The organism is Escherichia sp. TW09308, assembly GCF_000208565.1.
Taxonomy (GTDB): Bacteria; Pseudomonadota; Gammaproteobacteria; order Enterobacterales; family Enterobacteriaceae; genus Escherichia; species Escherichia marmotae.
Window position 1 is genome coordinate 1919200 of sequence record NZ_AEME01000001.1, and the last position, 26865, is coordinate 1946064.

Consider the following 26865-nt stretch of genomic DNA (forward strand, 5'->3'; position numbering starts at 1 on the left):
TTAGAGATATCTATTAAATATTAGCGAAAGATCGGTCTATGCTGAGAGCGTTCAGGAAAAACAGTTGCGCTGGTACAACATTGTGCTGATGTCATTTATCACCGATTGGGGTTTGGGCAGGAAATAGATTAAAAGAACGAGTCGATCTGATAACGCTAAAGTTAAGTTTTTCTTAAGAGATGAATGTTGATAAATGTTGTCGTGATAATACGAATTTAAGTTATCGGAAAGCTTTATTTTTAGATATGGTGATAATTTAAATTATTGGCTATTTTGCGCGTTATTATTCTGAGTTCCGCAGTGAACTATTTCTTATGGTAACAGTTTGATTTTTGAGGACAAAATTTAAACAACGCCCAGCACTATAAAATCGTTTTTTTTGATCTGCATCAACAATGTTGCATGTTATCACTTTTGGTTAAATTTGCTGAAAATAGTTGCAACTATTGTTTCGTTATGTAGAAAATACATTTCTAATCTGGTTTAAAATTCTGCTAATTTGATGTTTTATAGGATTTTAAACTTACAAAAACCTTCTCTCACTAGAATCTACTCATACCAGGCATGGTTCACAGACTATTGTTTTAAAAATAAAATAGTCGTCTGCCACTGCACCTTATTGTTTTATTGATCGTGTATTCCTCAACGTATTTATCTGTTCAGGTTGATGGGCGCTCTACAGCCTTAGCAATCAACTAATAATGACCACTTTCTCTAAGGTTATTGATTAATTTATTTGGGTTAAAAGAGTCACATTGCTCATATCTGAAGAACAGATAAATAAACGGAATGGATTGCTGAGATTACATATTAATGCCTCTTTTGGGTGGTAAAAGTGGCGATGGCGCAACTGTGCGGTATGTGACAGTTATGTCGACATTTATAAATATTTTCATATCTTAATTATTTCGTTGAAAATTAACGAAAGGCGGTAGCGTGGGCAAAAGAGACAAAAGCACGAATATTAAGTATAACAATGTTGGTTCAGTTAAAGTAAAAACTATGATAATCACTTTGGTAAATTAAGGAAAAATGAATCTTCTCATCATGGTATATTCGTTGGGAGGAAATGTTTCAAGTAATAAAATCATAATGAGGGATATTAACACCATCAATTATAAGTAATTTTATACGATGTAATATCGGAACTATTGATAACACTTTAGTCAGAACTCCAATATGTATAGCATTACTGAAAAATTAAATTCAAAATTTAACACTGCGCTTATATTAGCCGTTACAGTCTATATTATTTTGTCATTTATTACGGCGATTGATTTTCATAAAAAAATAGAAGAAAATTCTTCGCGTATTAATCTTATACTTATTAACAATAATTTAAATAATTTTTTTTCTAAAATTGAAAAAGAAGCTGATGCGTTAAAAGATGCTATTTATCTGTTACATGATGAAAATGAAATCAAACAAGCAGTCATTCATCGGATGAAAAAAATAGATTCCGTTAATCTAGTTGGGATAATGTTGAATAACGGGAAGTATCTTAGCTTTATTCGAACTGATGGTGGTGTGATTAAGTTTTTTGGCCAATCAGAACCCGGTAAACCTTTTACTGGGGTTGATGGTGAAATTAGCGATAAATACTTTGACCCTGAATCTCGCCCCTGGAATAAATTGCCGAAAGGGACTTATTCAAAATGGTCACCGTGGTATAACTGCTATGGCATTGCAGGGAAAAAATGTTTCTCGTTTTCATTACGTCCATCCGAAGAAGAAAAAAATTCGTTTGCTCTGAAGTTAATGCATTTAGATCTTGATGAAAGATATTTTAGTAATTATCTTAATAAATTGGCTGGTGAAGCTGATATTTTATTCATGGAGCAGAATAAAAAAATTATGGTAGGTAATGAAAAATCAATGCTGCATCTTATTGTTCGTAACTCATCAGGTAGTTATAACATAAGTAATGACAGTGGCAACTATACCGATAATGTCATATCACTCCCCAGACTTCCTGATGTCAGATTCCATTATTTTCACTATCAGAAATCAGAGGATGCAAACATCAATAAATATTTTACATTGATGTTTTTATGTGGTTTGGTTTGCTTCTGTTTATTATGGTATGTTGTTGAAAAGATAACAAAGAAAATTAAAAAAGAGTCCAATAAACTGATAGAGCATTTGAAAAAATTAGCGAATTCAGTATACCGCAACGACAAAATTGAAATTGTGCAAAATGACAGCAGTGAGATTATTGAGCTGAAAAAAATCATTAATAACATAAGTGATAAATACAAAGAACGAATGGAGCGGTTACTTAATCTTGTTTCTTGTGAGCAAGGAAGTTGCTTCTATATCAATAAATCTGTTATTGAAACCAACAATAAAACCTACTTAGCAGTTGGCATACTTTGTATCTATGGATTAGAGTTTGTTGAGGCGATACATGGAAGTAAAAAATATGACGAGATTATAAATGATATAAAATCAAAAATATCAGAAAAATATTCTCGATACTGTGACATACTGAAAGTCTCAACTGAAACATATTTGTTGCTATGTCATACTCATTGTGAAGAGTTCATCGAGCAATTATCAATTTTAAATCTCCCTGATCATATTATTTGTCTAAGAAATATTTATGTTCATAAAATTGCTATTTGCGAAACTTTTGTGGGGGAAAATGTATCAAACTATGAAGGCAAGCTGAAACTGGCATTAACGGCTATGCGAGAAAATAAAGAATCTGAATTTATGTTTTATGATGACATCAAGGCTCATGAACTTGATCAAAAAGTCTGGGTCGCTGGAAATATAAAAAAGGGGATTGCGAGTAGTGAGTTTTATTTAGTCTATCAACCTATTATTGATATGGCTAATAATAAGGTTGTAGGTGCGGAGGCGTTATGCCGTTGGTTGTCAGTTGAAAATGGCATAATACCACCATCAATTTTCGTACCTGTTGCTGAAGAAATTGGCTTAATTAAAGAATTGGGTGATTTTGTACTGGAAACGGCTATTGGAGAGTTTGGGGCATTTAGCCGTGAATATGAAATTACGAATGATTTTCTCCTGCATATTAATGTATCTCCGTGGCAATTAAATGAATTTGATTTCCACTTCCGGGTTTTGTCATTAATTAATACGTTTAGTATAAATGCTGATCAAATCTGCCTGGAGATCACCGAATCGGCAGTAAAAGACATAAATGATAGCTTTTACAATAATATAAATATTTTAAAAGAAAACGGTATTAAGATTTCACTTGATGATTTCGGCAGCGGTTTAGCTGATTTGAAAAAACTTTATAAAGTAAGGCCTGATAGCATTAAAATTGATTCGGAGTTTACCTCAGGAATTTTCGATGAAACAAACAGAATTGTCTATTTCATATCCAGTCTTGCCCGTGAAGAAAATATGCCGGTTATAGCTGAAGGTGTTGAAACCGAAAGCCAGGCCAGAGAATTACAAAAGTTAGGATTCTCTCATGTCCAGGGATACTTATACCAGAAACCGTTACCATTTTCAGAGTGGCATATAGACAATAAACCGAAAAAAAGAAAATAACGCAATGTTCAAATATAAAAAAAAGGCCGCAGGAATCTGTTTTTTGTATTTTTTGTGCGTCTCTGTAGTCACTTGTTATTTATACACTATGTATGTTAAAGACCGAGTTAATTCGGTAAAGGTATCTATTATTGATAGTGGGCTTGCTATTGCTAATGTGTCTGAGTATCGTCGTTCAGTATCTAATAATGTATTTTATGAACTAGAGATATCACCAGATGAACTGTTAAATAAAATACGCGATAGCTTTTCAAATTTCCAACATCCTGGATATTTATATGATCTGGGTCCTTATATGATTAGTGATGATAAATGTATCAAAATTACGTCAAAAGGAGATGATTTTTGTGACGACATAGTTTCCTCTGTTCGGGTAATTAACGAATTTGAAAGAGGTGTTATTAGTTTAAAAGATAAATACTATGTTTATTATGCACATCCCATAGCAAAAAGAACTAGTTTGATATCAGTAGTGGATCCAGAACGTTATTTATCTCTGATAAGAAATCAGTCAGGGGAACGAGAAGATATCTATGTCTCATTTTATGATATTAATGATAATGAAAAGAAAATTGCGGGTGATGATTTTTTGATAAATGATGCTGTATTTGAGATCTCGGCCATCACCCTGACATATTCTTACATCCCTGAAATGATATTTATCGTGGCTTACAAAAAAAGCAAGTATATTTATATGTGTTTGCTATTTGTTTTTGCTTCGGCGGTATCTGCAGTCATAATATATTACTATTATATTAATTTGCTGCAAAACATTATATATAAGGGTAGGTTGGAAAAAGAATCTATATTGTCGGATCATCATTATGGTTTACGTGGAGAAAATCTATTCTTTAATACTGAAGAGATCAATGCAATTAGAGAAATATATGATTTTGGTACTTATGATGCGCTTACACGGGCTTCTGGTCGCCGGAGTTTTGATAAAGATATCAAAATATTGAGCGAAAAATTTGGATACTTATGTCTGTTTGACATAGATAAATTTAAAACCATTAATGATAAGTTTGGCCATTTGTTTGGTGATGAGGTACTCATAAAAATAGTTAATCTTATTAAAGATGAATTGCCTCGCAGTAAAGGTGAAATTTATCGGTTTGGCGGCGATGAGTTCGCTATCATTTATCATGATAAAGATGTAAATCAACTAACAAGAATTTTGCACCGAATTGTTCATTTCTCGATGGGTGGGTTGAATTGTAGTTGCAGCATTGGCGTAGCTAATACTGACGAGTGTATGAATAATATTGAACGGTTGAAATTGTTGGCAGATGAACGATTATACAAAAGTAAGCAAAATGGTAGAGCTCAGATAACATGGTGTTAATGTGTTAAATTTCATTGAATTGGTTACTTATGTTTCAAAAAAACACACAGTTTGAATAATAGTATTAATGAATGACTAGATGCCATGATCTTTAAAAATAAAGAAGCATACAACAAAATCCTTCTGGTTGTTGCTATATTGCTATGTTTTGTTTTTATATCGATTGTCGAACAGCCTCTTGGACTTTATCAACAAATATTATTCTCTATTATCATTTGCATCTCTGTTTTTCTCATCAATTTTGTTAAGGGAAGGATAATTACCCTTATTTTGATGGGGATTGGCGTACTCATATCTTCCAGATATCTATGGTGGCGTTACTCTTCTTCAGTTATCCTGGATGAGGTTCCAGACAGCTTCTTTTCAGTAACGCTATTAGTTGCTGAGACGTATGCTTGGCTTGTCTTATTACTGGGTTACTTTCAGGTTTGCTTTCCATTGAACAGAGAGTGTATACCCTTACCAGACAATAAAGAAGAATGGCCTAATGTTGATATATTAATACCCACTTATAATGAACCTCTGACGGTTGTGAAGAATACAGTTTATGGTGCACTGGCATTAGACTGGCCAAAAGATAAATTACACGTCTGGATCCTTGATGATGGCGCCAGGCAAGAGTTTAGAAGATTCGCAGATGAATCAGGCATTCATTATGTCGCAAGAGAAACACATGAACATGCTAAGGCCGGAAACATAAATAATGCGCTTAAAATAGCTAACGGAGAATTTGTTGCTATTTTTGATTGCGATCATATACCTTCTGTTTCTTTTTTAACGAAAACAATGGGTTGGTTTATTGCTGATGAAAAACTATCGATGTTGCAAACACCACATCATTTTTTCTCCCCTGATCCTTTTGAGCGAAATCTGGGACAGTTTCGGCAAAAGCCAAATGAAGGGCATCTCTTTTATGGATTAATCCAGAATGGAACGGATACCTGGAATGCTTCATTTTTTTGTGGTTCGTGCGCAATTATCCGTAGATCTGCTTTGGATGAGGTGGGTGGCATTGCAGTCGAAACAGTAACGGAAGATGCGCATACGTCGTTACGTTTGCATCGTGCAGGTTACAGCTCTGCGTACCTTCGCTATCCTCTGGCTGCCGGACTTGCCACCGAAACATTATCAGCCCATATTGGGCAACGGATTCGGTGGGCCAGGGGAATGATCCAAATCTTGCGTATTGACAATCCATTATTAGGCAAAGGCCTGACATTATCACAGCGCCTTTGCTATCTCAGCAGCATGATGCACTTTTTATCAGGTGTGCCACGACTGATTTTCTTGTGTGCACCATTATGCCCCATTTTCTTTTCAGTTAATCTGATAGATGCATCGATAGCGGATATTATGTCTTATGTTTTGCCTTATCTATTTGTTATCGTTTTAACTAACTCAAGAATACAAGGAAAATACAGGCATTCTTTCTGGAATGAGATTTATGAAATGGTGCTGGCTTGGTACATTACGCTACCGACGCTTGTTGCATTACTTGCTCCGGCAAAAGGGCGCTTTAATGTTACGGCTAAAGGGGGATTAATAAAAAATAAGTTTGTTGACTGGCGAATATCATATCCCTACCTCATTTTTGCTATTTTAAACTTACTTGGATTGATAATGGGTATTGTTAATTTTTATAATTTGCAAGGGCATATTGCGATCCTGAATCTCTTTTGTTTAGTTTGGTTGCTTTATAATACAATTATTATTGGCGCAACTTTGGCTGTCTCTATTGAACAAAAACAGGTGCGTTTTTCTCCGCGTATCGACGTGTCTTTCAAAGGTGTGATCCAACTGACTGATGGGCGAAACTACCCTTGTTCTGTTCTTGATTTTTCCGAAGGAGGACTAGGGGTTATCATTGATAATATTTCCGACCTAAAAGATTTTGATAAAACACAGCAGTTGTCTCTTCATCTGGATGATGGTTACGGAAAATGCGATATTCCAGTACAAATAGTTCATGCTTACAATAATAAAATTGGCCTGAAGATTATGCCAATGAGCCATGAACAAAGTATTAATTATGTTAGAGCGACATTTTCTCGTGATTCAATATGGCAAGAATGGAATGATAAAATATCCCGGGATAATATTCTAAAGAGCTTTTTTGAAATATCTTTCATCTCTCTGAAAGGTTACTGTAATATGATTTTTTATATTCTCCAGAATATTAAAGGACGTTCTAAGGGTTAGTTTTGTTTCTGGTTGCTAACTAAATATTTATTGTGTGTATTTGTTTTTGGTTCTTGAGTTTTTAAAATGGGAAGAAAGTTTTTTAAGGCTGGTTTTGCAATAATTTTCTTGGGGTTGTTATGCATTTATCAGGCAAATGCAGCATCGACTACACATACAACGATTAATAAACCTACCACCGGGATAATATTACCTTCTGTGCAGAAGGAGAACGTTTCTATTTATGAGAAAGTGCCATCCCGCCAGTTAAAGCTCCCATTTACGCAAATAGCAGCAGTGCCAGGTAATATTGTTCTGAGTGGAGTCAACCCTCAGGGTCATATTGAGTTTGGTATGCGCAGTGATGAAATGGTTTCAGAAGCGAAACTAAAACTTGAGTATACCCCATCGCCGTCGTTACTCCCTGTCCAGTCACAACTTAAGGTTTATCTTAATGATGAGTTGATGGAGGTATTACCGATTTTCAAAGAACAACTGGGGAAAAAAACGTTGACGGAAATATCTCTCAATCCATTGTATTTCTCCGATTTTAACCGCTTGCGTTTCGAATTAATTAGTCACTACCAGAGTGCATGTGAAAATTTGACCAGCAGCAGCCTGTGGCTTGATATTGGGCGCAACAGCGAACTGGAACTGACGTTTCAGAGACTCAATCTGAAAAATGATCTTTCATATTTTCCGGTGCCATTCTTTGATCCACGAGATAACCGTACCAATACATTGCCGATGGTATTTGCCGGTACTCCTGACAAAGGGTTGCAGCAGGCATCAGCAATTGTCGCTTCGTGGTTTGGTGCACAATCGGGATGGCGTGGTCATCGATTCCCTGTTTTCTATGACCAGTTACCAGAAAGTAATGCAGTGGTATTTGCCACTAATAATAGACGACCAGACTTTCTACGTGATCATCCGTTGGTGAATGCACCTGTTATTGAAATGATCAACCATCCGCAAAATCCTTTCGTCAAATTGTTGGTACTTTTTGGTCGCGATGACAACGATTTATTACAGGCGGCAAAAGGCCTTGCGCAGGGAAATATACTGTTTCGCGGCGATAGTGTGGTCGTCAATGATGTGGAGCCGCTTTTGCCGCGCAAACCTTATGATGCGCCAAATTGGGTACGCACTGACCGTCCTGTAACTTTCGCAGAGCTTAAGACATATGAAGGGCAATTACAGGCAAGCGCCCTGGAGTCTGCGGCAATTAATATCTCATTTAATTTGCCACCAGATCTCTTTCTGCTACGTAACCGCGGTGTTGATATGAAGATTAACTATCGCTATACCACACCAATGGTGAGTGGTTCGCGCGTGGATGTCAGCCTTAATAATCAGTACCTGGAATCTTTTCGTCTAAATACTCAATCTGCTACGGATCGACTGCTGTTACGTTTACCGTTATTGCAAGAATTGTTGGATGACAATAATAAAATTACCGTTCCGGCGTTGACACTGGGGGCGCTCAATCAATTGCGATTTAATTTTGAATACGTTAATACGATACCGCGCGCTGATGCTGATAGCTGTATTATTTCCCGGCCTTTGAAAAATCATGCAGTCATTGCAGATGATTCCACTATCGATTTTTCAAAGTATCATCACTTTATCGCCATGCCTGATTTACGCGCCTTTGTCAGCGCAGGCTTTCCTTTTAGTCGAATGGCTGATTTATCAGAAACAGTTGTCGTTATGCCTGAAAAGCCTGGTGCAACGCAGGTTGAAATATTGCTAAATACCCTGGGATTGATTGGTGCTCAAACCGGGTTTCCAGCCATTAATCTGACAATTACTGATGATATAAGCTCCGTTCGGAGCAGGGATGCAGACATTCTGTTGATAGGGACACTTCCACAAGAATTAGAAGACAAACAGCAAATAAATCTGCTTATTGAGGCAACGACACGTTGGGTAAAAAGTCCAATGCGGCACGCTAAATATGTCCAAATTGAGGCAGATAAAAACGATCAAAATTCGGAAACACAATCAACCATAGTTTCCCCATCGCCAATGGCTGCGGTGGTTGGTTTTCAGTCCCCGTATCATACCCAACGTAGCGTAATTGCATTGATGACCGAAGGTGCACGCGGCGATGGGTTACTCAACAATGCGTTGGTTGATAGTGTAAAGCGCGGCAATATCTTTGGCTCAGTCGCGGTTATTCGTGAATCTGGTGTCGATAGTTTACGGGCTGGAGATACTTATTATGTGGGGGATCTTCCCTGGTTTGAGCGTATCCAATACGTGTTAGCGAGACATCCCGTTCTGTTGGCGGTGTTGGCAACACTCAGTGTGGTGCTATTGGCATGGGTGGCCTGGCGTCTGCTACGCATTATTAGCCGCCGTCGTCTGAATCCTCATCAACAGTAATTCATCGTCATTTTTATTTTGCAGCTCAATCCTGTCCTGGCCTTAAACAGGCAGGGCGGGGAGCTGCACTCATTCTGTTTCTAATAAAAAGTGAGTTAACACCTGATTGAGGCCAGGCATGTACAAATTTACCCTAAATTTGCTCACACTATCCCTTGGTTTGTCGATGCTGTCGATGGCGGAAGCCGCGCCAACTGCTCATCAGTTGTTGATGGCGCAGGTTCGGTTAGGCGAAGACACTCACCGCGAAGAGCTGGTCGAGCAATCGCTTTATCGTCTTGAATTGGTGGAACCCAATAATCCAGATGTCGTTGCGGCTCGTTTTCGCTATCTGCTGCGAAGGGGAAATATTGACGGTGCACAAAAACAACTTACCAGGCTTTTCCTGCTCGCACCGGATTCAAAAATATATCAAGCATCACACACGGCTATGCGACTTTCCTCGCCTGATGGCCGTCAGGCACTGCAAATGGCACGTTTACAAGCTATCTCCGGGCGTCACAAAGAGGCTATTGCCAATTACGACAGGCTATTTAATGGGGCACCGCCAGATGTCGAAATGGCGATGGAGTACTGGAGTACAGTGGCGCAAATAGCATCCCGTCGCAACGAAGCGATTAGTCAGTTGAGAATACTTAATAATGATAACCCTGACACTGGTGCAATATTGGGGGCGCTGGGCCTAGCGGTTGATCTCCAGCACGATGCGCACTTGATGCAACAAGACCTTCTTTCATTCAATGTCAGTACTGAAAATGATGACACTGAAGATGCTTTACCGTGGCATGCACGGCTGAAAGAGCGGTTAAGCAGTTTTACTGCGCGCCGGGCTGTCACGGCACCGACAGCGACAGAAATTATGACTACCTCAATCCAGGTGCTGGAAAACCGCCTCAAACGAAACCGCATGGCTGGAGACCCGCCTGATATTCTGATTCAACCTTTATGTCCGCAGATATCTACCCTGGATTTTCATCGTGCCAACGCCGCGATTGCGGCAGGACAATTGGCGGTAGAAAAGAAAATGGATGAACTTTTACCGCTGGTTCGAACTAACGTTTTAATCTGATTTTTTATCTACACTTAAGTTAATTCTGACAGGCACTGATGGCAATAGCATGTCACTATTGAATAAAGCCAGTCAGGGGAGAGAACATGACGCAGCCATTGGTCGGAAAACAGATTCTCATAGTTGAAGATGAGCCAGTCTTTCGCTCGCTTCTGGATTCGTGGTTTTCCTCATTGGGAGCGACAACGGTACTGGCGGCTGATGGGGTGGATGCCCTTGAGCTACTGGGAGGTTTCACACCCGATCTGATGATATGTGATATTGCAATGCCAAGAATGAATGGCTTAAAAATGCTGGAGCATATCCGTAACCGGGGGGATCAAACCCCTGTCCTGGTGATTTCTGCTACGGAAAATATGGCAGATATTGCGAAAGCGTTACGCCTGGGGGTAGAAGATGTTTTGCTGAAACCGGTTAAAGATCTTAATCGCCTGCGTGAGATGGTTTTTGCTTGTCTTTATCCCAGCATGTTTAACTCCCGGGTTGAGGAAGAAGAAAGACTTTTTCGCGACTGGGATGCAATGGTGGATAATCCCACCGCTGCCGCGAAATTATTGCAAGAATTACAACCACCGGTTCAGCAGGAGATTTCCCATTGCCGGGTTAATTATCGCCAACTCGTAGCTGTTGATAAACCTGGTCTGGTACTTGATATTGCAGCACTATCGGAAAATGATCTGGCTTTTTATTGTCTTGATGTAACCCGAGCTGGACATAATGGCGTCCTTGCCGCTTTGTTATTACGTGCGCTGTTTAATGGCTTATTACAGGAACAGCTTGCGCACCAAAATCAACGTTTGCCAGAGTTAGGCGCGTTATTGAAGCAGGTAAACCATTTACTACGCCAGGCCAATTTGCCTGGTCAGTTTCCGCTATTAGTCGGCTATTATCATCGTGAATTGAAAAATCTCATTCTGGTTTCCGCAGGCTTGAATGCGACGTTGAATGCGGGCGAACACCAGATTCAAATCAGTAATGGCGTTCCGTTAGGGACATTAGGTAATGCCTATTTGAATCAATTGAGTCAGCGATGTGATGCCTGGCAATGCCAAATTTGGGGAACCGGTGGAAGGCTGCGGTTGATGTTGTCTGCGGAATGAGCAAACGATAATTTTGGATAAAATTGCATTACCCGCTAATGTTGGCTGGTGGTACTATCGTCGCCATTCGTATAAGTAATTGTCTTAATTATGTTAACTCACATCCTTTTCGGAACCAGGCCTTGTCAGGGTACTGATATACTGGGATGTGATACAGAAATATGAACACGTTCAATACACGAACAGTCCAGGAGAATTTAAATGGCTGCCATTAACACGAAAGTCAAAAAAGCCGTTATCCCGGTAGCGGGATTAGGAACCAGGATGTTGCCGGCGACAAAAGCTATCCCGAAAGAGATGCTACCGCTTGTCGATAAGCCATTAATTCAATACGTCGTGAATGAATGTATTGCGGCTGGCATTACTGAAATTGTGCTGGTTACTCACTCATCTAAAAACTCTATTGAAAACCACTTTGATACCAGTTTTGAACTGGAAGCTATGCTGGAGAAACGTGTAAAACGCCAGTTGCTTGATGAAGTGCAGTCTATTTGTCCGCCGCACGTGACTATTATGCAAGTTCGTCAGGGGCTGGCGAAAGGTCTGGGGCACGCGGTATTGTGTGCTCACCCGGTCGTTGGTGATGAACCTGTGGCTGTTATTTTGCCAGACGTTATTCTGGATGAATACGAATCCGATTTGTCGCAGGATAACCTTGCAGAGATGATCCGCCGCTTTGATGGAACTGGTCATAGCCAGATCATGGTTGAACCTGTTGCTGATGTGACAGCATATGGTGTTGTGGATTGCAAAGGTGTGGAATTAGCGCCTGGTGAAAGTGTGCCGATGGTTGGTGTAGTAGAAAAACCGAAAGCAGATGTTGCACCATCTAATCTCGCTATTGTTGGTCGTTACGTACTTAGCGCTGATATTTGGCCGCTGCTGGCAAAAACTCCTCCGGGAGCAGGCGATGAAATTCAACTGACCGATGCTATTGATATGCTGATCGAGAAAGAAACGGTTGAAGCCTATCATATGAAAGGGAAGAGCCATGACTGTGGTAATAAATTAGGTTACATGCAGGCATTTGTCGAATACGGTATTCGTCACAATACACTGGGTACTGAATTTAAAGCCTGGCTTGAAGAAGAGATGGGCATTAAGAAGTAACATCTATAGCGATGTTTTCTACGGAACGGCATTGAGTTATCAATGCCGTTTTTTTATAGCTTATTCTTATTGGATAGTCTTAAAACGGACAATAAAAAATCCCGCCAATGGCGGGATTTTAAGCAAGCTGAATCTAAAAAAGATTATTGCTTGATCAGGAAATCGTCGAGAGATTTACCTTGCTCATCCATTGCTTTTTTGATTACTGCCGGAGTACGACCCTGGCCAGTCCAGGTTTTGGTTTCGCCGTTCTCGTCAACGTAGCTATATTTAGCCGGACGCTGTGCACGTTTAGCTTTGGTGCCAGATTTAACAGCAGCCATGCTATTCAGCAGTTCGTTCGGGTCAATACCGTCAGCGATCAGCATTTCACGATATTGCTGCAGTTTACGAGTGCGCTCTTCAACTTCAGCAGCAGCCGCACTTTCTTCTTCGCGACGTTCGTTAACGACAACTTCTAATTTTTCCAGCATTTCTTCCAGCGTTTCAAGTGTACATTCTCTTGCCTGCGCACGAAGAGTACGGATGTTGTTCAGAATTTTAAGTGCTTCGCTCATTGTAGTAATCTCAAACTTATATTGGGGTGGTTTGTTGAGGTAATAATAGAGCCTTAAATTCAGTTGTGCAATAGCCAGGAATGTAAGGAATTCAAAATTGTTCTTTATTTTGTGCCGCCAATAAATATCTTTTCATAAAATTAGTCAGAAAAGACGCGGCATATAGCCCTATTTGCATCGGTACTTTTGCACCACCTAAGGTTAAAACTTCCTGATTCATGTCACATTTTATGTAGGGATTAACATGTGCTGGCACCTTTTACTCTTCGGTATTAGTCATGTTTACGAAATCCCCTATTAAGCGAATGATGAAAAGTAGAACAGTTGCAATAAGTGCAGGGACTTTGTATTGCCGTATGCTGGAGGTCAACAGGGGGTTATTACTTGTGCAACAAGTTAAAGATTGTGAATAGTTACCAGGAGTCATTTACGCAGTTATAACAAGCAAAGCAGTCGCAATGATAGCTCTGAAGGATTATGCCATCCTTCTAAAAGAATGACGTATATACCTCTTCTGCGCGTACTGTTGCACTGTAAAACTGGCGAATTATGATAAACTTCAACCAACTTTATTTCATATCATTGAGGGTCTGTGGCTGATGGCACAGCTATATTTCTACTATTCCGCAATGAATGCGGGTAAGTCTACGGCATTGTTGCAATCTTCATACAATTACCAGGAACGCGGTATGCGCACTGTCGTATATACGGCGGAAATTGATGATCGTTTCGGAGCTGGGAAAGTCAGTTCGCGTATAGGCTTGTCATCACCTGCAAAATTATTTAACCAAAATTCATCATTATTTGATGAGATTCGTGCGGAGCATGAACAACAGGCAATTCATTGTGTATTGGTTGATGAATGCCAGTTTTTAAGCAGACAACAAGTATATGAATTATCGGAGGTTGTCGATCAACTCGATATACCTGTACTTTGTTATGGTTTACGTACCGATTTTCGCGGTGAATTATTTACCGGCAGCCAATACTTACTGGCATGGTCAGACAAACTGGTCGAATTAAAAACCATCTGCTTTTGTGGCCGTAAGGCAAGCATGGTGTTACGTCTCGATCAGGAGGGTAGACCTTATAACGAAGGCGAGCAGGTGGTTATTGGTGGTAATGAGCGTTATGTCTCAGTTTGCCGTAAACACTATAAAGAAGCGTTAGAAGTCGGCTCTCTGACGGCTATTCAGGAAAAACACCAACACGATTAATAAGATTTTCTTTACTGACAGGATGAACGGGACGCCTTTATCCTGTCAGTTCGTTTTACTAACTTCTTCCGGGTCATAAATCCTTCCCTACTCTTAACCATCGCTAAAAGTGTAACCAAACGGTTTTAGTGCTCCGATGCTTCGTCATCTACGAAGTAGAGTCGTTTACAGGTTATCGCAGTTTTCGCACATTAGATAACAGTATAAATATGAGAATACTAACGCTGCTGAGTTATTTGATCTTGCATAGTATCGGTTTATGACAAAAACAAAAAACGGCCCCAAAAGGGACCGTTTATACTGTTATACAGAGTTATTGATTAAGCGGATTTCTTCGCTTTTTTCTCTGCTTTAGCCGGAGCTGCTTCCTTTGCTGCTGGTGCACCTTCTACATAATCACGACCATAGTAGGTATCCAGCAGAATCTGTTTCAGCTCGGAGATCAGCGGATAACGCGGGTTAGCGCCGGTGCACTGGTCATCGAATGCATCTTCAGACAGTTTATCTACGTTCGCGAGGAAGTCAGCTTCCTGAACGCCAGCCTCACGGATAGATTTCGGAATACCCAGTTCTGCTTTCAGCGTTTCCAGCCATGCCAGCAGTTTCTCGATCTTAGCAGCAGTACGGTCGCCCGGTGCGCTCAGACCCAGGTGGTCTGCAATTTCAGCATAACGACGGCGTGCTTGCGGACGGTCATACTGGCTGAATGCAGTCTGCTTGGTCGGGTTGTCGTTTGCGTTGTAACGAATAACGTTACAAATCAGCAAGGCGTTTGCCAGACCGTGCGGAATATGGAACTGGGAACCCAGTTTGTGCGCCATTGAGTGACATACACCCAGGAAGGCGTTCGCAAACGCGATACCTGCGATAGTTGCCGCACTGTGAACACGCTCGCGTGCTACCGGGTTTTTAGCCCCTTCGTGGTAGGACGCTGGCAGGTATTCTTTCAGCAGTTTCAGCGCTTGCAGAGCCTGACCATCAGAGAACTCAGAAGCCAGTACAGAAACATAAGCTTCCATAGCGTGAGTGACTGCATCCAGACCGCCGAAAGCACACAGGGACTTCGGCATATCCATAACCAGGTTGGCGTCAACAATCGCCATATCCGGGGTCAGCGCATAGTCTGCCAGCGGATATTTCTGACCAGTAGCGTCGTCAGTTACAACCGCAAACGGAGTAACTTCAGAACCTGTACCGGAAGTGGTGGTGACTGCGATCATTTTCGCTTTCACGCCCATTTTCGGGAACTTGTAGATACGTTTACGGATGTCCATAAAACGCAGCGCCAGTTCTTCGAAGTGAGTTTCCGGGTGTTCGTACATAACCCACATGATCTTCGCAGCGTCCATCGGGGAACCACCACCCAGCGCGATAATGACGTCCGGTTTGAAGGAGTTCGCCAGTTCTGCGCCTTTACGTACGATGCTCAGAGTCGGGTCTGCTTCAACTTCGAAGAAGACTTCAGTTTCTACGCCAGCCGCTTTCAATACGGAAGTGATCTGGTCAGCATAGCCGTTGTTGAACAGGAAGCGGTCAGTCACGATGAGCGCACGTTTGTGGCCATCAGTAATCACTTCATCCAGCGCGATTGGCAGGGAGCCACGGCGGAAGTAGATAGATTTCGGAAGTTTGTGCCACAACATGTTTTCAGCTCGCTTAGCAACGGTTTTCTTGTTGATCAGGTGTTTCGGACCAACGTTTTCAGAGATGGAGTTACCACCCCAGGAACCACAACCCAGAGTCAGGGAAGGTGCGAGTTTGAAGTTATACAGGTCACCGATACCACCCTGAGACGCCGGGGTGTTGATCAGGATACGGGCAGTTTTCATTTTCTGACCGAAGTAAGAAACGCGTGCCGGTTGGTTATCCTGGTCGGTGTACAGGCAAGAGGTATGTCCGATACCGCCCATAGCAACCAGTTTCTCTGCCTTATCTACCGCGTCTTCGAAATCTTTCGCACGGTACATTGCCAGAGTCGGGGACAGTTTTTCATGAGCGAACGGCTCACTTTCATCAACAACAGTCACTTCACCGATCAGAATCTTAGTATTTTCTGGAACAGAGAAGCCTGCCAGTTCAGCAATTTTATACGCCGGTTGACCAACGATAGCTGCGTTCAGCGCGCCATTTTTCAGGATAACGTCCTGAACTGCCTTCAGTTCTTTGCCCTGCAGCATGTAGCCGCCGTGGGTCGCGAAACGTTCACGCACAGCATCATAAACAGAATCAACCACAACAACAGATTGTTCAGAAGCACAGATTACGCCGTTGTCGAAGGTTTTGGACATCAGTACAGATGCAACAGCACGTTTGATATCAGCAGTTTCATCAATAACAACTGGGGTGTTACCTGCACCTACGCCGATAGCTGGTTTACCGGAGCTGTATGCCGCTTTAACCATACCTGGACCACCGGTTGCAAGGATCAGGTTAATGTCAGGGTGGTGCATCAACGCGTTGGAGAGTTCAACAGAAGGTTGATCGATCCAGCCGATCAGATCTTTCGGCGCACCAGCAGCGATAGCAGCCTGCAGAACGATGTCAGCAGCTTTGTTAGTTGCATCTTTTGCACGCGGGTGTGGAGAGAAAATGATGGCGTTACGGGTCTTCAGGCTGATCAGCGATTTGAAGATAGCGGTTGAAGTCGGGTTAGTGGTCGGAACGATACCGCAAATAATACCGATTGGTTCAGCGATAGTGATAGTACCGAAAGTGTCGTCTTCGGACAGAATACCGCAGGTTTTTTCATCTTTATACGCGTTGTAGATATATTCTGAAGCGAAGTGGTTTTTAATCACTTTGTCTTCAACAATACCCATGCCGGATTCAGCAACGGCCATTTTCGCGAGTGGGATTCGAGCATCTGCGGCAGCCAGAGCGGCGGCGCGGAAGATTTTGTCAACTTGCTCTTGAGTGAAACTGGCATATTCACGCTGGGCTTTTTTTACACGCTCTACGAGTGCGTTAAGTTCAGCGACATTAGTAACAGCCATAATGCTCTCCTGATAATGTTAAACTTTTTTAGTAAATCATCTGCTCGAATACGAGAGTATAGTCAGTGCGATGATGATTTGCTTAACCTTTGAAAATCAAAATCTTACTCGTGCTCACACTCACTGTGATTTACTAAAAGAGTTTAAACATTAGAGTCATTGAACTCTAATGCGTCACTTCCAGGTGGCGTAAGCAAGATTACTCACTTCTGGGTACTGATTGCGTGATCTAGATCAAAATTCAGCAAAGCTGACACCTTTCAGCTCCGCTTTTAGCTACAAAAGCTAATAGTTAATAAATTGTAGTATTTATTGTTGGCTACATTAGCATGTTTTGTACGTCTAGATAACAATAATGAATGATAGTGATTTTAAGCAGTTAGGAGGTGAAAAATGCTGCCAAAAGGCGTATTGTCAGCGCGTATTTTTTACCCTTGGTTATGACTAACATTATCCGGCCTTTGCTTCGGAGCTAACTGTGATTCAGACACTCTTTGATTTTCCCGTTTATTTTAAGTTTTTTATCGGGTTATTTGCGCTGGTTAACCCTGTTGGGATCATCCCTGTGTTCATCAGTATGACCAGCTATCAGACCGCGGCAGCGAGAAACAAAACAAATCTGACCGCCAACCTGTCGGTAGCGATCATCTTGTGGATTGCGCTTTTTCTTGGCGACACGATTCTGCAACTTTTTGGCATCTCGATTGATTCGTTCCGTATCGCGGGCGGCATTCTGGTGGTCACAATTGCGATGTCGATGATCAGTGGCAAACTTGGCGAGGATAAACAGAACAAACAAGAAAAATCAGAAACCGCAATTCGTGAAAGCATCGGCGTTGTACCGCTCGCATTGCCTTTGATGGCAGGGCCGGGAGCGATCAGCTCAACTATCGTTTGGGGAACGCGTTATCACAGCATTGGTTACTTGTTCGGTTTTTTTGTGGCAATCGCGTTGTTTGCTTTATGTTGTTGGGGCTTATTCCGTATGGCTCCCTGGCTGGTAAGGGTTCTGCGCCAGACCGGCATCAACGTGATTACCCGTATTATGGGGTTGTTACTGATGGCATTAGGGATTGAATTTATTGTTAATGGAATCAAAGGGATTTTCCCTGGCCTGCTCAATTAATTCCTTTCATCCGAAACGGAGTCATAGTGCTCCGTTTTTTCGTCATTATTTTTACTTTGGCCCAACGCAGTTATCAGAAGCAAACGAAATAGATAAATATTTTTTCTCATATTACAGCCAGTTATAAGAATATCCTTACCTCGCGCTCCTCCTCATCATGTTATTTTCGCGACATCATAATTCAGGGTCTTGCTGAAGAATAATTGAAATGATATTAGTAATTCCACTGGATTTGGTAGAGGAATGTGCTAAATAATGAGCTGTTGTTAAATTATTGTGCATTTCTCTATCATAATGGTTACCAGAAAAGACAGTCTTGCTTCCTGATTTTCTATCTTTATGTTTTTAAATGACTTTATTGGCAGCTTGATGGGGGTTTAGGTACTGTCATGGTCAATAAAAGAGAATTGCTTAACAATTTTGCAAAATGTATTGGCGAGCAAGAAGCGCATTTGATACTTTCCGGCCAACCATCAGGCAATTTTATTGGTAATGGGAATTATTAACAATAAAAATTGCTGCAGTAAATAAATGTGTCTCGACAGGGGGGGCACAGTAAGAATCGACGTAAGGTGGTCGTCCGAATCACCAGAATAAACAAAGTCGGTGATAGTAAAGCGTAACGATAAAGTAACCTGGCAGCAGAAAGTCTCCGAATCTGTCCAGGGTCCCAATCCGGGATTACACATGCTGGTTCAAACCAGTAATTATAATGAGGGAGTCCAAAAAACAATGACCAACATCACCAAGAGAAGTTTAGTCGCAGCAGGCGTTCTGGCTGCGCTTATGGCAGGGAATGTCGCGTTGGCGGCTGATGTGCCCGCGGGTGTTCAGCTCGCAGAAAAACAAACGCTGGTGCGCAATAATGGTTCTGAAGTTCAATCATTAGATCCGCACAAAATTGAAGGGGTTCCGGAGTCTAATATCAGCCGCGACTTGTTTGAAGGCTTATTGGTCAGCGATCTCGACGGCCATCCGGCTCCGGGCGTTGCTGAATCCTGGGATAATAAAGACGCTAAAGTCTGGACATTCCATCTGCGTAAAGATGCGAAATGGTCTGATGGCACGCCAGTCACTGCGCAAGACTTTGTATATAGTTGGCAACGTTCTGTTGATCCGAACACGGCGTCTCCCTATGCAAGTTATCTGCAATATGGGCATATTGCCGGTATTGATGAAATTCTCGAAGGGAAAAAACCGATTACCGATCTCGGCGTGAAAGCCATCGATGATCACACGTTAGAAGTTACATTAAGTGAGCCTGTTCCGTACTTCTATAAATTGTTGGTTCACCCGTCTACTTCTCCGGTGCCAAAAGCCGCCATTGAGAAATTTGGCGAAAAATGGACTCAGCCGGGTAATATCGTCACCAACGGTGCCTATACATTAAAAGATTGGGTCGTTAACGAACGTATCGTTCTTGAGCGCAGCCCGACTTACTGGAACAACGCGAAAACGGTTATTAATCAGGTGACTTATTTGCCGATCGCTTCTGAAGTTACCGATGTAAACCGCTATCGCAGCGGTGAAATCGATATGACTTATAACAACATGCCGATCGAGCTGTTCCAGAAACTGAAAAAAGAGATCCCGGACGAAGTTCACGTCGACCCATATCTGTGTACCTACTATTACGAAATTAATAACCAGAAAGCGCCATTCAACGACGTGCGCGTGCGTACAGCGCTGAAACTGGGTATGGACCGCGATATCATCGTTAATAAAGTTAAAGCACAGGGCGATATGCCAGCCTATGGTTACACACCTCCTTATACTGATGGTGCAAAATTAACTCAGCCAGAATGGTTTGGCTGGAGCCAGGAAAAACGTAACGAAGAAGCTAAAAAACTGCTGGCCGAAGCGGGTTATACTGCAGACAAACCGTTAACGATTAACCTGCTATATAACACGTCCGATCTGCATAAAAAGCTGGCCATTGCCGCCTCTTCGCTGTGGAAGAAAAACATAGGTGTTAACGTCAAACTGGTTAACCAGGAATGGAAAACCTTCCTTGACACCCGTCACCAGGGAACTTTTGATGTGGCTCGTGCAGGTTGGTGTGCCGACTACAACGAACCGACCTCCTTCCTGAACACCATGCTGTCGAACAGCTCGATGAACACCGCGCATTATAAGAGCCCGGCGTTTGACAGTATTATGGCGGAAACGCTGAAAGCCACTGACGAGGCGCAGCGCACGGCGTTGTACACCAAAGCAGAGCAACAGTTGGATAAAGATTCGGCCATTGTTCCGGTTTATTACTACGTGAACGCGCGTCTGGTAAAACCGTGGGTTGGAGGTTATACCGGTAAAGATCCGCTGGATAACACCTACACCAGAAATATGTACATTGTGAAGCACTAATGGCAATACGTGGGGTAGGCGAGTCCTGCTCCACGGTGTCTGGTTTTTATCGCATTACAGAAGGCACAGGCCAGAAGGTACGGCAATGTTAAAATTTATTCTACGTCGCTGTCTGGAAGCGATTCCGACGCTATTTATTCTTATTACTATTTCGTTCTTTATGATGCGCCTCGCCCCGGGAAGTCCTTTTACTGGTGAACGCACGTTACCGCCAGAAGTGATGGCCAATATCGAAGCGAAATATCATCTTAATGATCCGATCATGACACAGTATTTCAGCTACCTGAAACAACTGGCGCATGGCGATTTCGGTCCGTCTTTTAAATATAAAGATTATTCGGTCAATGACCTGGTAGCATCCAGTTTTCCTGTTTCTGCAAAATTGGGTGCCGCTGCATTTTTCCTCGCGGTGGTGCTGGGTGTGAGTGCTGGCGTTATTGCCGCATTAAAACAAAACACCAAATGGGACTATACCGTGATGGGGCTGGCAATGACCGGGGTGGTTATCCCCAGTTTTGTGGTTGCGCCATTATTAGTCATGATATTCGCGATCATTTTGCATTGGCTACCCGGCGGCGGATGGAATGGCGGGGCGCTGAAATTCATGATATTACCGATGGTGGCGTTGTCACTCGCCTATATCGCCAGTATCGCGCGTATTACCCGTGGTTCAATGATTGAAGTTTTACACTCCAACTTTATTCGCACTGCCCGCGCGAAAGGTTTACCTATGCGCAGAATTATCCTTCGCCACGCATTAAAACCTGCGCTGTTACCCGTACTTTCATATATGGGACCCGCATTTGTCGGCATTATTACCGGTTCTATGGTCATCGAAACCATTTATGGTTTACCTGGGATCGGGCAATTGTTTGTTAATGGCGCGTTGAACCGTGACTATTCATTGGTTTTAAGCCTGACCATTCTGGTTGGTGCATTAACCATTTTGTTCAATGCCATTGTCGATGTGCTATATGCGGTTATCGACCCGAAAATCCGTTACTGATACTGGAGCTCGCGATGATGTTAAGTAAGAAAAACAGCGAGACGCTGGAAAATTTCAGTGAAAAGCTGGAGGTCGAAGGGCGCAGTTTATGGCAGGACGCACGCCGTCGTTTTATGCATAACCGTGCGGCGGTCGCCAGTCTCATTGTACTGGTGCTGATTGCTCTGTTTGTTATCCTGGCACCGATGCTTTCGCAATTTGCCTATGACGATACCGATTGGGCGATGATGTCCAGCGCTCCAGATATGGAGTCCGGTCACTACTTTGGTACTGACTCATCCGGACGCGATCTGCTGGTACGTGTTGCAATTGGTGGGCGTATCTCACTCATGGTCGGGGTTGCTGCGGCGCTGGTGGCTGTAGTCGTAGGTACGCTTTACGGTTCGCTTTCCGGTTATCTTGGCGGCAAGGTGGACTCGGTAATGATGCGTTTGCTGGAAATCCTCAATTCCTTCCCATTCATGTTCTTCGTCATTTTGCTGGTGACCTTCTTTGGCCAAAACATTCTGCTGATTTTCGTGGCGATTGGCATGGTTTCCTGGCTGGATATGGCGCGTATCGTACGTGGGCAAACCCTTAGTCTGAAGCGCAAAGAGTTTATTGAGGCAGCACAAGTTGGTGGAGTCTCTACGCCCGGTATCGTGATTCGCCACATTGTGCCGAACGTGCTCGGCGTAGTGGTGGTGTACGCATCGCTACTGGTGCCAAGCATGATCCTCTTTGAGTCTTTCCTTAGCTTCCTGGGGCTGGGTACGCAAGAGCCGTTAAGTAGTTGGGGCGCATTGCTAAGTGATGGTGCGAACTCGATGGAAGTCTCGCCCTGGTTGCTGCTGTTTCCGGCCGGTTTCCTTGTGGTGACGCTGTTTTGTTTCAACTTTATCGGGGATGGCTTACGTGATGCCCTCGACCCGAAAGATCGTTAAGGAGTGCAGCCATGAGCGTAATTGAAACTGCAACCGTACCGCTTGCACAGCAACAGGCTAACGCACTGCTGAACGTGAAGGATTTGCGAGTGACATTTAGTACCCCGGACGGCGACGTCACAGCGGTCAATGATTTGAATTTTTCTCTGCGTGCCGGAGAAACGTTGGGTATCGTAGGTGAGTCTGGTTCCGGTAAGTCGCAAACCGCGTTTGCTTTAATGGGACTGCTGGCCGCGAACGGACACATTGGTGGATCGGCCACTTTTAATGGCCGTGAGATCCTCAACCTGCCAGAACGCGAACTCAATAAACTGCGCGCTGAACAAATCTCGATGATTTTTCAGGACCCGATGACTTCGTTGAACCCGTATATGCGCGTCGGTGAGCAGTTGATGGAAGTGCTGATGCTGCATAAGAGTATGAGCAAGGCTGAAGCGTTTGAAGAGTCGGTGCGGATGCTTGATGCCGTAAAAATGCCGGAAGCGCGTAAGCGCATGAAGATGTTCCCGCATGAATTTTCTGGCGGTATGCGTCAGCGTGTAATGATTGCGATGGCATTGTTGTGTCGGCCTAAATTGCTGATTGCTGACGAACCTACCACTGCGCTGGACGTGACTGTGCAGGCGCAAATCATGACGCTATTGAATGACCTGAAACGGGAATTCAATACTGCCATCATTATGATCACCCACGATCTGGGTGTGGTGGCGGGGATCTGTGACAAAGTATTGGTGATGTACGCCGGGCGCACCATGGAATACGGCAACGCGCGCGATGTCTTTTATCAGCCCGTTCATCCTTACTCTATCGGTTTACTCAATGCGGTGCCGCGTCTTGATGCGGAAGGTGAAGCTATGTTGACCATACCGGGAAATCCACCAAACCTGCTACGTTTACCAAAAGGTTGCCCGTTCCAGCCGCGCTGTCCACATGCGATGGAAATTTGTAGCAGTGCGCCGCCGCTGGAAGAGTTCACGCCAGGTCGCCTGCGCGCCTGTTTTAAACCAGTGGGGGAACTGTTATGAATGCTGTTACGGAAGAAAGAAAAGTTCTCCTGGAAATTGCCGATCTGAAAGTTCACTTTGAGATTAAAGATGGCAAACAGTGGTTCTGGCAACCGGCGAAAACCCTGAAAGCCGTTGATGGAGTCACACTTCGACTTTATGAAGGGGAGACATTAGGCGTAGTAGGGGAATCCGGTTGCGGTAAATCCACCTTTGCCCGCGCTATTATCGGCCTGGTTAAAGCGACCGATGGGCGCGTCGCGTGGTTAGGAAAAGAGTTGTTAGGGATGAAGCCTGATGAATGGCGTGCCGTTCGCAGTGATATCCAGATGATTTTTCAGGACCCGCTGGCGTCTCTTAACCCACGTATGACGATTGGCGAGATCATCGCTGAACCGCTGCGTACCTATCATCCGAAAATGTCACGCCAGGAAGTCCGTGAGCGCGTGAAGGCGATGATGATGAAAGTCGGCTTGCTACCTAACCTGATTAACCGCTATCCGCATGAGTTCTCCGGGGGGCAGTGCCAGCGTATCGGAATTGCACGTGCACTCATTCTTGAACCGAAACTGATTATCTGCGATGAGCCTGTTTCGGCGCTGGACGTGTCAATTCAGGCACAGGTGGTGAACCTGCTCCAGCAGTTGCAACGTGAGATGGGATTGTCATTAATTTTTATTGCTCACGATCTGGCAGTGGTAAAACACATTTCCGATCGCGTGCTGGTGATGTATCTCGGACACGCGGTGGAGCTGGGGACGTATGATGAGGTCTACCACAATCCGCTGCATCCTTATACCAAAGCCTTGATGTCGGCGGTGCCAATTCCTGATCCGGATCTGGAGAAGAACAAATCCATCCAGTTACTGGAAGGGGAATTGCCTTCGCCCATCAATCCTCCGTCTGGTTGTGTGTTCCGCACACGTTGCCCGATCGCCGGCCCGGAATGTGCCAAAACGCGCCCGGTGCTGGAGGGCAGTTTCAGACATGCGGTCTCTTGCCTGAAAGTCGATCCGCTTTAAAAACAAAAGGGCTGACAACCGTCAGCCCTTTTTCACACCAAAAGCGATATTTATTCACGCCAGATGATATGGCAAAGTTTGTGATCTTTTTCGCGACATAACAGGATACGGGCGAAAACATCGTTAATTTCACCATCTTCACTGTCCGCCAGACCAATCACCACTTCTGCAAAAAAGTCCGGGTTCAAATCGTAATCAACATGTTCCTGCCAGTCTTCTGCCGGGTCGAATAACTCCGCACCGCCACGTTCTTCAAACTGAAGATTGAACAGCAGAACATCCGCCGGATCGAGATTATCTGCGGCCAGTTCGAGAAAAATATCATAAGCCTGCTCAAGCGTTTCATCTTCAGTCAGGCGATTGTTTAAATCCATATCCATAGTCACTACCCGTTTAACATCTGTTGGCGACGTTTTACAGCAACGGACTGAAGAAGTAAAACAGTCGCTCGGCAACGCGCTGCCAGAGCGGTCGTTTTGCCCACAGCCGCGCATCAAGCAGACGTGAGCGCGAGATATAATCGTCCTGAACAGCAGCCAGGTCAGCACCAAAACCTTTATCGTCGATCGCCAGCGTGATCTCAAAATTTAACCACAGGCTGCGCATATCAAGGTTCACAGTCCCCACCAGACTTAGTTCGCCATCGACCAGCACGCTCTTGGTATGTAATAACCCGCCTTCAAACTGATAAATTTTAACCCCAGCGGCCAACAGTTCAGTAAAGAATGCGCGGCTGGCCCAGCCTACCAGCATTGAGTCATTTTTACGCGGCAGAATAATACTGACATCAACTCCGCGCTGTGCTGCTGTGCAAATCGCGTGAAGTAAGTCATCGCTGGGCACGAAGTAGGGCGTCGTCATGATTAAATATTCGCGTGCTGAATATGCAGCGGTGAGTAACGCCTGGTGAATCAGGTCTTCCGGGAAGCCGGGGCCAGAAGCTATGGTATGGATCGTATGACCGCTGGACTGTTCAAACGGCATAATATTGACATCAGGCGGCGGTGGCAGAATGCGTTTTCCGGTTTCAATCTCCCAGTCGCAGGAATAAATAATCCCCATGGCGGTAGCAATAGGACCTTCCATGCGGGCCATCAGGTCAATCCATTGTCCTACTCCCGCATCCTGTTTGAAGAAACGTGGATCGACCATATTCATGCTACCGGTATAGGCAATGTAATTATCGATCATGATCATCTTGCGGTGCTGGCGCAGATCCATGCGGCGTAAAAATACGCGCATCAGGTTAACCTTTAAGGATTCGACCACTTCGATACCAGCATTACGCATCAGCTCCGGCCACGGGCTGCGAAAGAAAGCCACACTCCCGGCAGAGTCGAGCATCAGTCGGCAATGAATACCGCGGCGTGCTGCGGCCATCAACGACTCAGCCACCTGATCTGCCATGCCGCCGGGCTGCCAGATGTAAAACACCATCTCAATATTATGGCGAGCCAGTTGGATGTCACGGATCAACGCCTGCATCACATCATCAGACTCGGTCATCAGTTGCAGTTGGTTACCTTTAACGCCCGCGATACCCTGACGGCGCTCGCAGAGCTTAAATAACGGCCCGGCGACACTGCTATTTTCTTCCGCGAAAATGTGTTTACAGGCTTTAAGATCGTTAAGCCATTTAGCCGTAGAAGGCCACATCGCTCTTGCACGTTCGGCGCGGCGCTTGCCTAAATGCAGTTCACCGACTGCCAGATAGGCAATAATTCCGACCAGAGGCAGAATGTAAATGACCAACAGCCAGGCCATAGCGGAGGGAACGGCGCGTCGTTTCATTAGAATGCGTAATGTTACGCCTGCAATGAGCAACCAGTATCCCAGAATGGCCAACCAACTCACCAACGTATAAACGGTTGTCATAGATTAGAAATCCTTTTGAAAGCGCATTGTTATGAGTTTACGCATATGGATTCATCTGGC

At 43.6% G+C, this 26865-nt stretch carries 18 protein-coding genes and 1 pseudogene; 15 read left to right on the forward strand and 4 right to left on the reverse strand.

The window, feature by feature from the left end; translation table 11 throughout:
* Positions 1-19 precede the first annotated feature (19 nt).
* The 8 genes and pseudogenes from ESM_RS1000000129065 to galU all read left to right on the forward strand — a co-directional run.
* Positions 20-118: pseudogene (locus tag ESM_RS1000000129065) on the forward strand (hypothetical protein); the annotation flags it as partial.
* 1061 nt (positions 119-1179) lie between these two features.
* Entirely contained in the window at positions 1180-3528 is a 2349-nt protein-coding gene (locus ESM_RS0109245; RefSeq protein WP_000286956.1) for an EAL domain-containing protein, read from the forward strand.
* A 4-nt stretch (positions 3529-3532) separates the two neighbouring features.
* Positions 3533-4873 (forward strand): GGDEF domain-containing protein, encoded by a 1341-nt coding sequence (locus ESM_RS0109250; RefSeq protein ID WP_000477637.1) that lies wholly within the window; start codon positions 3533-3535, stop codon positions 4871-4873.
* 84 nt (positions 4874-4957) lie between these two features.
* Positions 4958-7072, forward strand: coding sequence for a UDP-forming cellulose synthase catalytic subunit (gene bcsA / locus ESM_RS01000000124435; protein ID WP_000576412.1), 2115 nt, complete (start codon positions 4958-4960; stop codon positions 7070-7072).
* Positions 7073-7138: 66 nt separating this feature from the next.
* Positions 7139-9439, forward strand: coding sequence for a cellulose biosynthesis cyclic di-GMP-binding regulatory protein BcsB (bcsB, locus tag ESM_RS0109260; protein WP_071985560.1), 2301 nt, complete (start codon positions 7139-7141; stop codon positions 9437-9439).
* Between the two features lie 118 nt (positions 9440-9557).
* Positions 9558-10508 carry a cellulose synthase gene (locus ESM_RS1000000129510; RefSeq protein WP_138922588.1) on the forward strand — a complete coding sequence of 317 codons (951 nt, stop codon included), beginning with the start codon at positions 9558-9560 and terminating at the stop codon, positions 10506-10508.
* Between the two features lie 86 nt (positions 10509-10594).
* Positions 10595-11608 (forward strand): two-component system response regulator RssB, encoded by a 1014-nt coding sequence (gene rssB, locus ESM_RS0109270; protein WP_000193439.1) that lies wholly within the window; start codon positions 10595-10597, stop codon positions 11606-11608.
* A 201-nt stretch (positions 11609-11809) separates the two neighbouring features.
* Positions 11810-12718: a UTP--glucose-1-phosphate uridylyltransferase GalU gene (galU, locus tag ESM_RS0109275; protein ID WP_000719000.1), complete on the forward strand. Its 909-nt coding sequence runs from the start codon at positions 11810-11812 to the stop codon at positions 12716-12718.
* 143 nt (positions 12719-12861) lie between these two features.
* Here the strand turns inward: galU and hns are convergent, their stop codons facing one another.
* Positions 12862-13275, reverse strand: a complete 414-nt coding sequence (gene hns, locus ESM_RS0109280) for a histone-like nucleoid-structuring protein H-NS (protein WP_001287385.1) — start codon at positions 13273-13275, stop codon at positions 12862-12864.
* Positions 13276-13874: 599 nt separating this feature from the next.
* On the opposite strand from hns, the gene tdk reads away from it, so the two are divergent.
* Positions 13875-14492: a thymidine kinase gene (tdk, locus tag ESM_RS0109285; protein WP_000068068.1), complete on the forward strand. Its 618-nt coding sequence runs from the start codon at positions 13875-13877 to the stop codon at positions 14490-14492.
* A 320-nt stretch (positions 14493-14812) separates the two neighbouring features.
* Here tdk and adhE read toward each other — a convergent pair whose 3' ends face one another.
* The gene (gene adhE / locus ESM_RS0109290) at positions 14813-17485 is read right to left on the reverse strand and encodes a bifunctional acetaldehyde-CoA/alcohol dehydrogenase (protein WP_000301631.1); all 2673 of its coding nucleotides are present in this window, start codon (positions 17483-17485) and stop codon (positions 14813-14815) included.
* A 478-nt stretch (positions 17486-17963) separates the two neighbouring features.
* Here adhE and ychE point away from each other — a divergent pair, with 478 nt between their 5' ends.
* The 6 genes from ychE to oppF all read left to right on the forward strand — a co-directional run bounded on the left by ychE (position 17964) and on the right by oppF (position 24930).
* Positions 17964-18611: an NAAT family transporter YchE gene (gene ychE, locus ESM_RS0109295; protein WP_000616766.1), complete on the forward strand. Its 648-nt coding sequence runs from the start codon at positions 17964-17966 to the stop codon at positions 18609-18611.
* 732 nt (positions 18612-19343) lie between these two features.
* Positions 19344-20975 (forward strand): oligopeptide ABC transporter substrate-binding protein OppA, encoded by a 1632-nt coding sequence (gene oppA, locus ESM_RS0109300; protein ID WP_010377652.1) that lies wholly within the window; start codon positions 19344-19346, stop codon positions 20973-20975.
* An 85-nt stretch (positions 20976-21060) separates the two neighbouring features.
* Positions 21061-21981, forward strand: a complete 921-nt coding sequence (oppB, locus tag ESM_RS0109305; protein ID WP_000911114.1) for an oligopeptide ABC transporter permease OppB — start codon at positions 21061-21063, stop codon at positions 21979-21981.
* Between the two features lie 14 nt (positions 21982-21995).
* Entirely contained in the window at positions 21996-22904 is a 909-nt protein-coding gene (gene oppC / locus ESM_RS0109310; protein ID WP_000979659.1) for an oligopeptide ABC transporter permease OppC, read from the forward strand.
* Positions 22905-22915: 11 nt separating this feature from the next.
* Complete coding sequence (oppD, locus tag ESM_RS0109315) at positions 22916-23929, forward strand: murein tripeptide/oligopeptide ABC transporter ATP-binding protein OppD (protein WP_000110968.1); 1014 nt, start codon at positions 22916-22918, stop codon at positions 23927-23929.
* Complete coding sequence (oppF, locus tag ESM_RS0109320) at positions 23926-24930, forward strand: murein tripeptide/oligopeptide ABC transporter ATP-binding protein OppF (RefSeq protein ID WP_000994879.1); 1005 nt, start codon at positions 23926-23928, stop codon at positions 24928-24930. Before oppD ends, oppF begins: the two co-directional genes overlap by 4 nt.
* Before the next feature lie 50 nt (positions 24931-24980).
* On the opposite strand, the gene ESM_RS0109325 is transcribed toward oppF, so the two are convergent.
* Both ESM_RS0109325 and cls read right to left on the reverse strand, forming a co-directional pair.
* Positions 24981-25310 (reverse strand): HI1450 family dsDNA-mimic protein, encoded by a 330-nt coding sequence (locus tag ESM_RS0109325; protein WP_000366964.1) that lies wholly within the window; start codon positions 25308-25310, stop codon positions 24981-24983.
* Positions 25311-25344: 34 nt separating this feature from the next.
* Entirely contained in the window at positions 25345-26805 is a 1461-nt protein-coding gene (gene cls, locus ESM_RS0109330) for a cardiolipin synthase (RefSeq protein WP_000214527.1), read from the reverse strand.
* Positions 26806-26865: the final 60 nt, after the last annotated feature.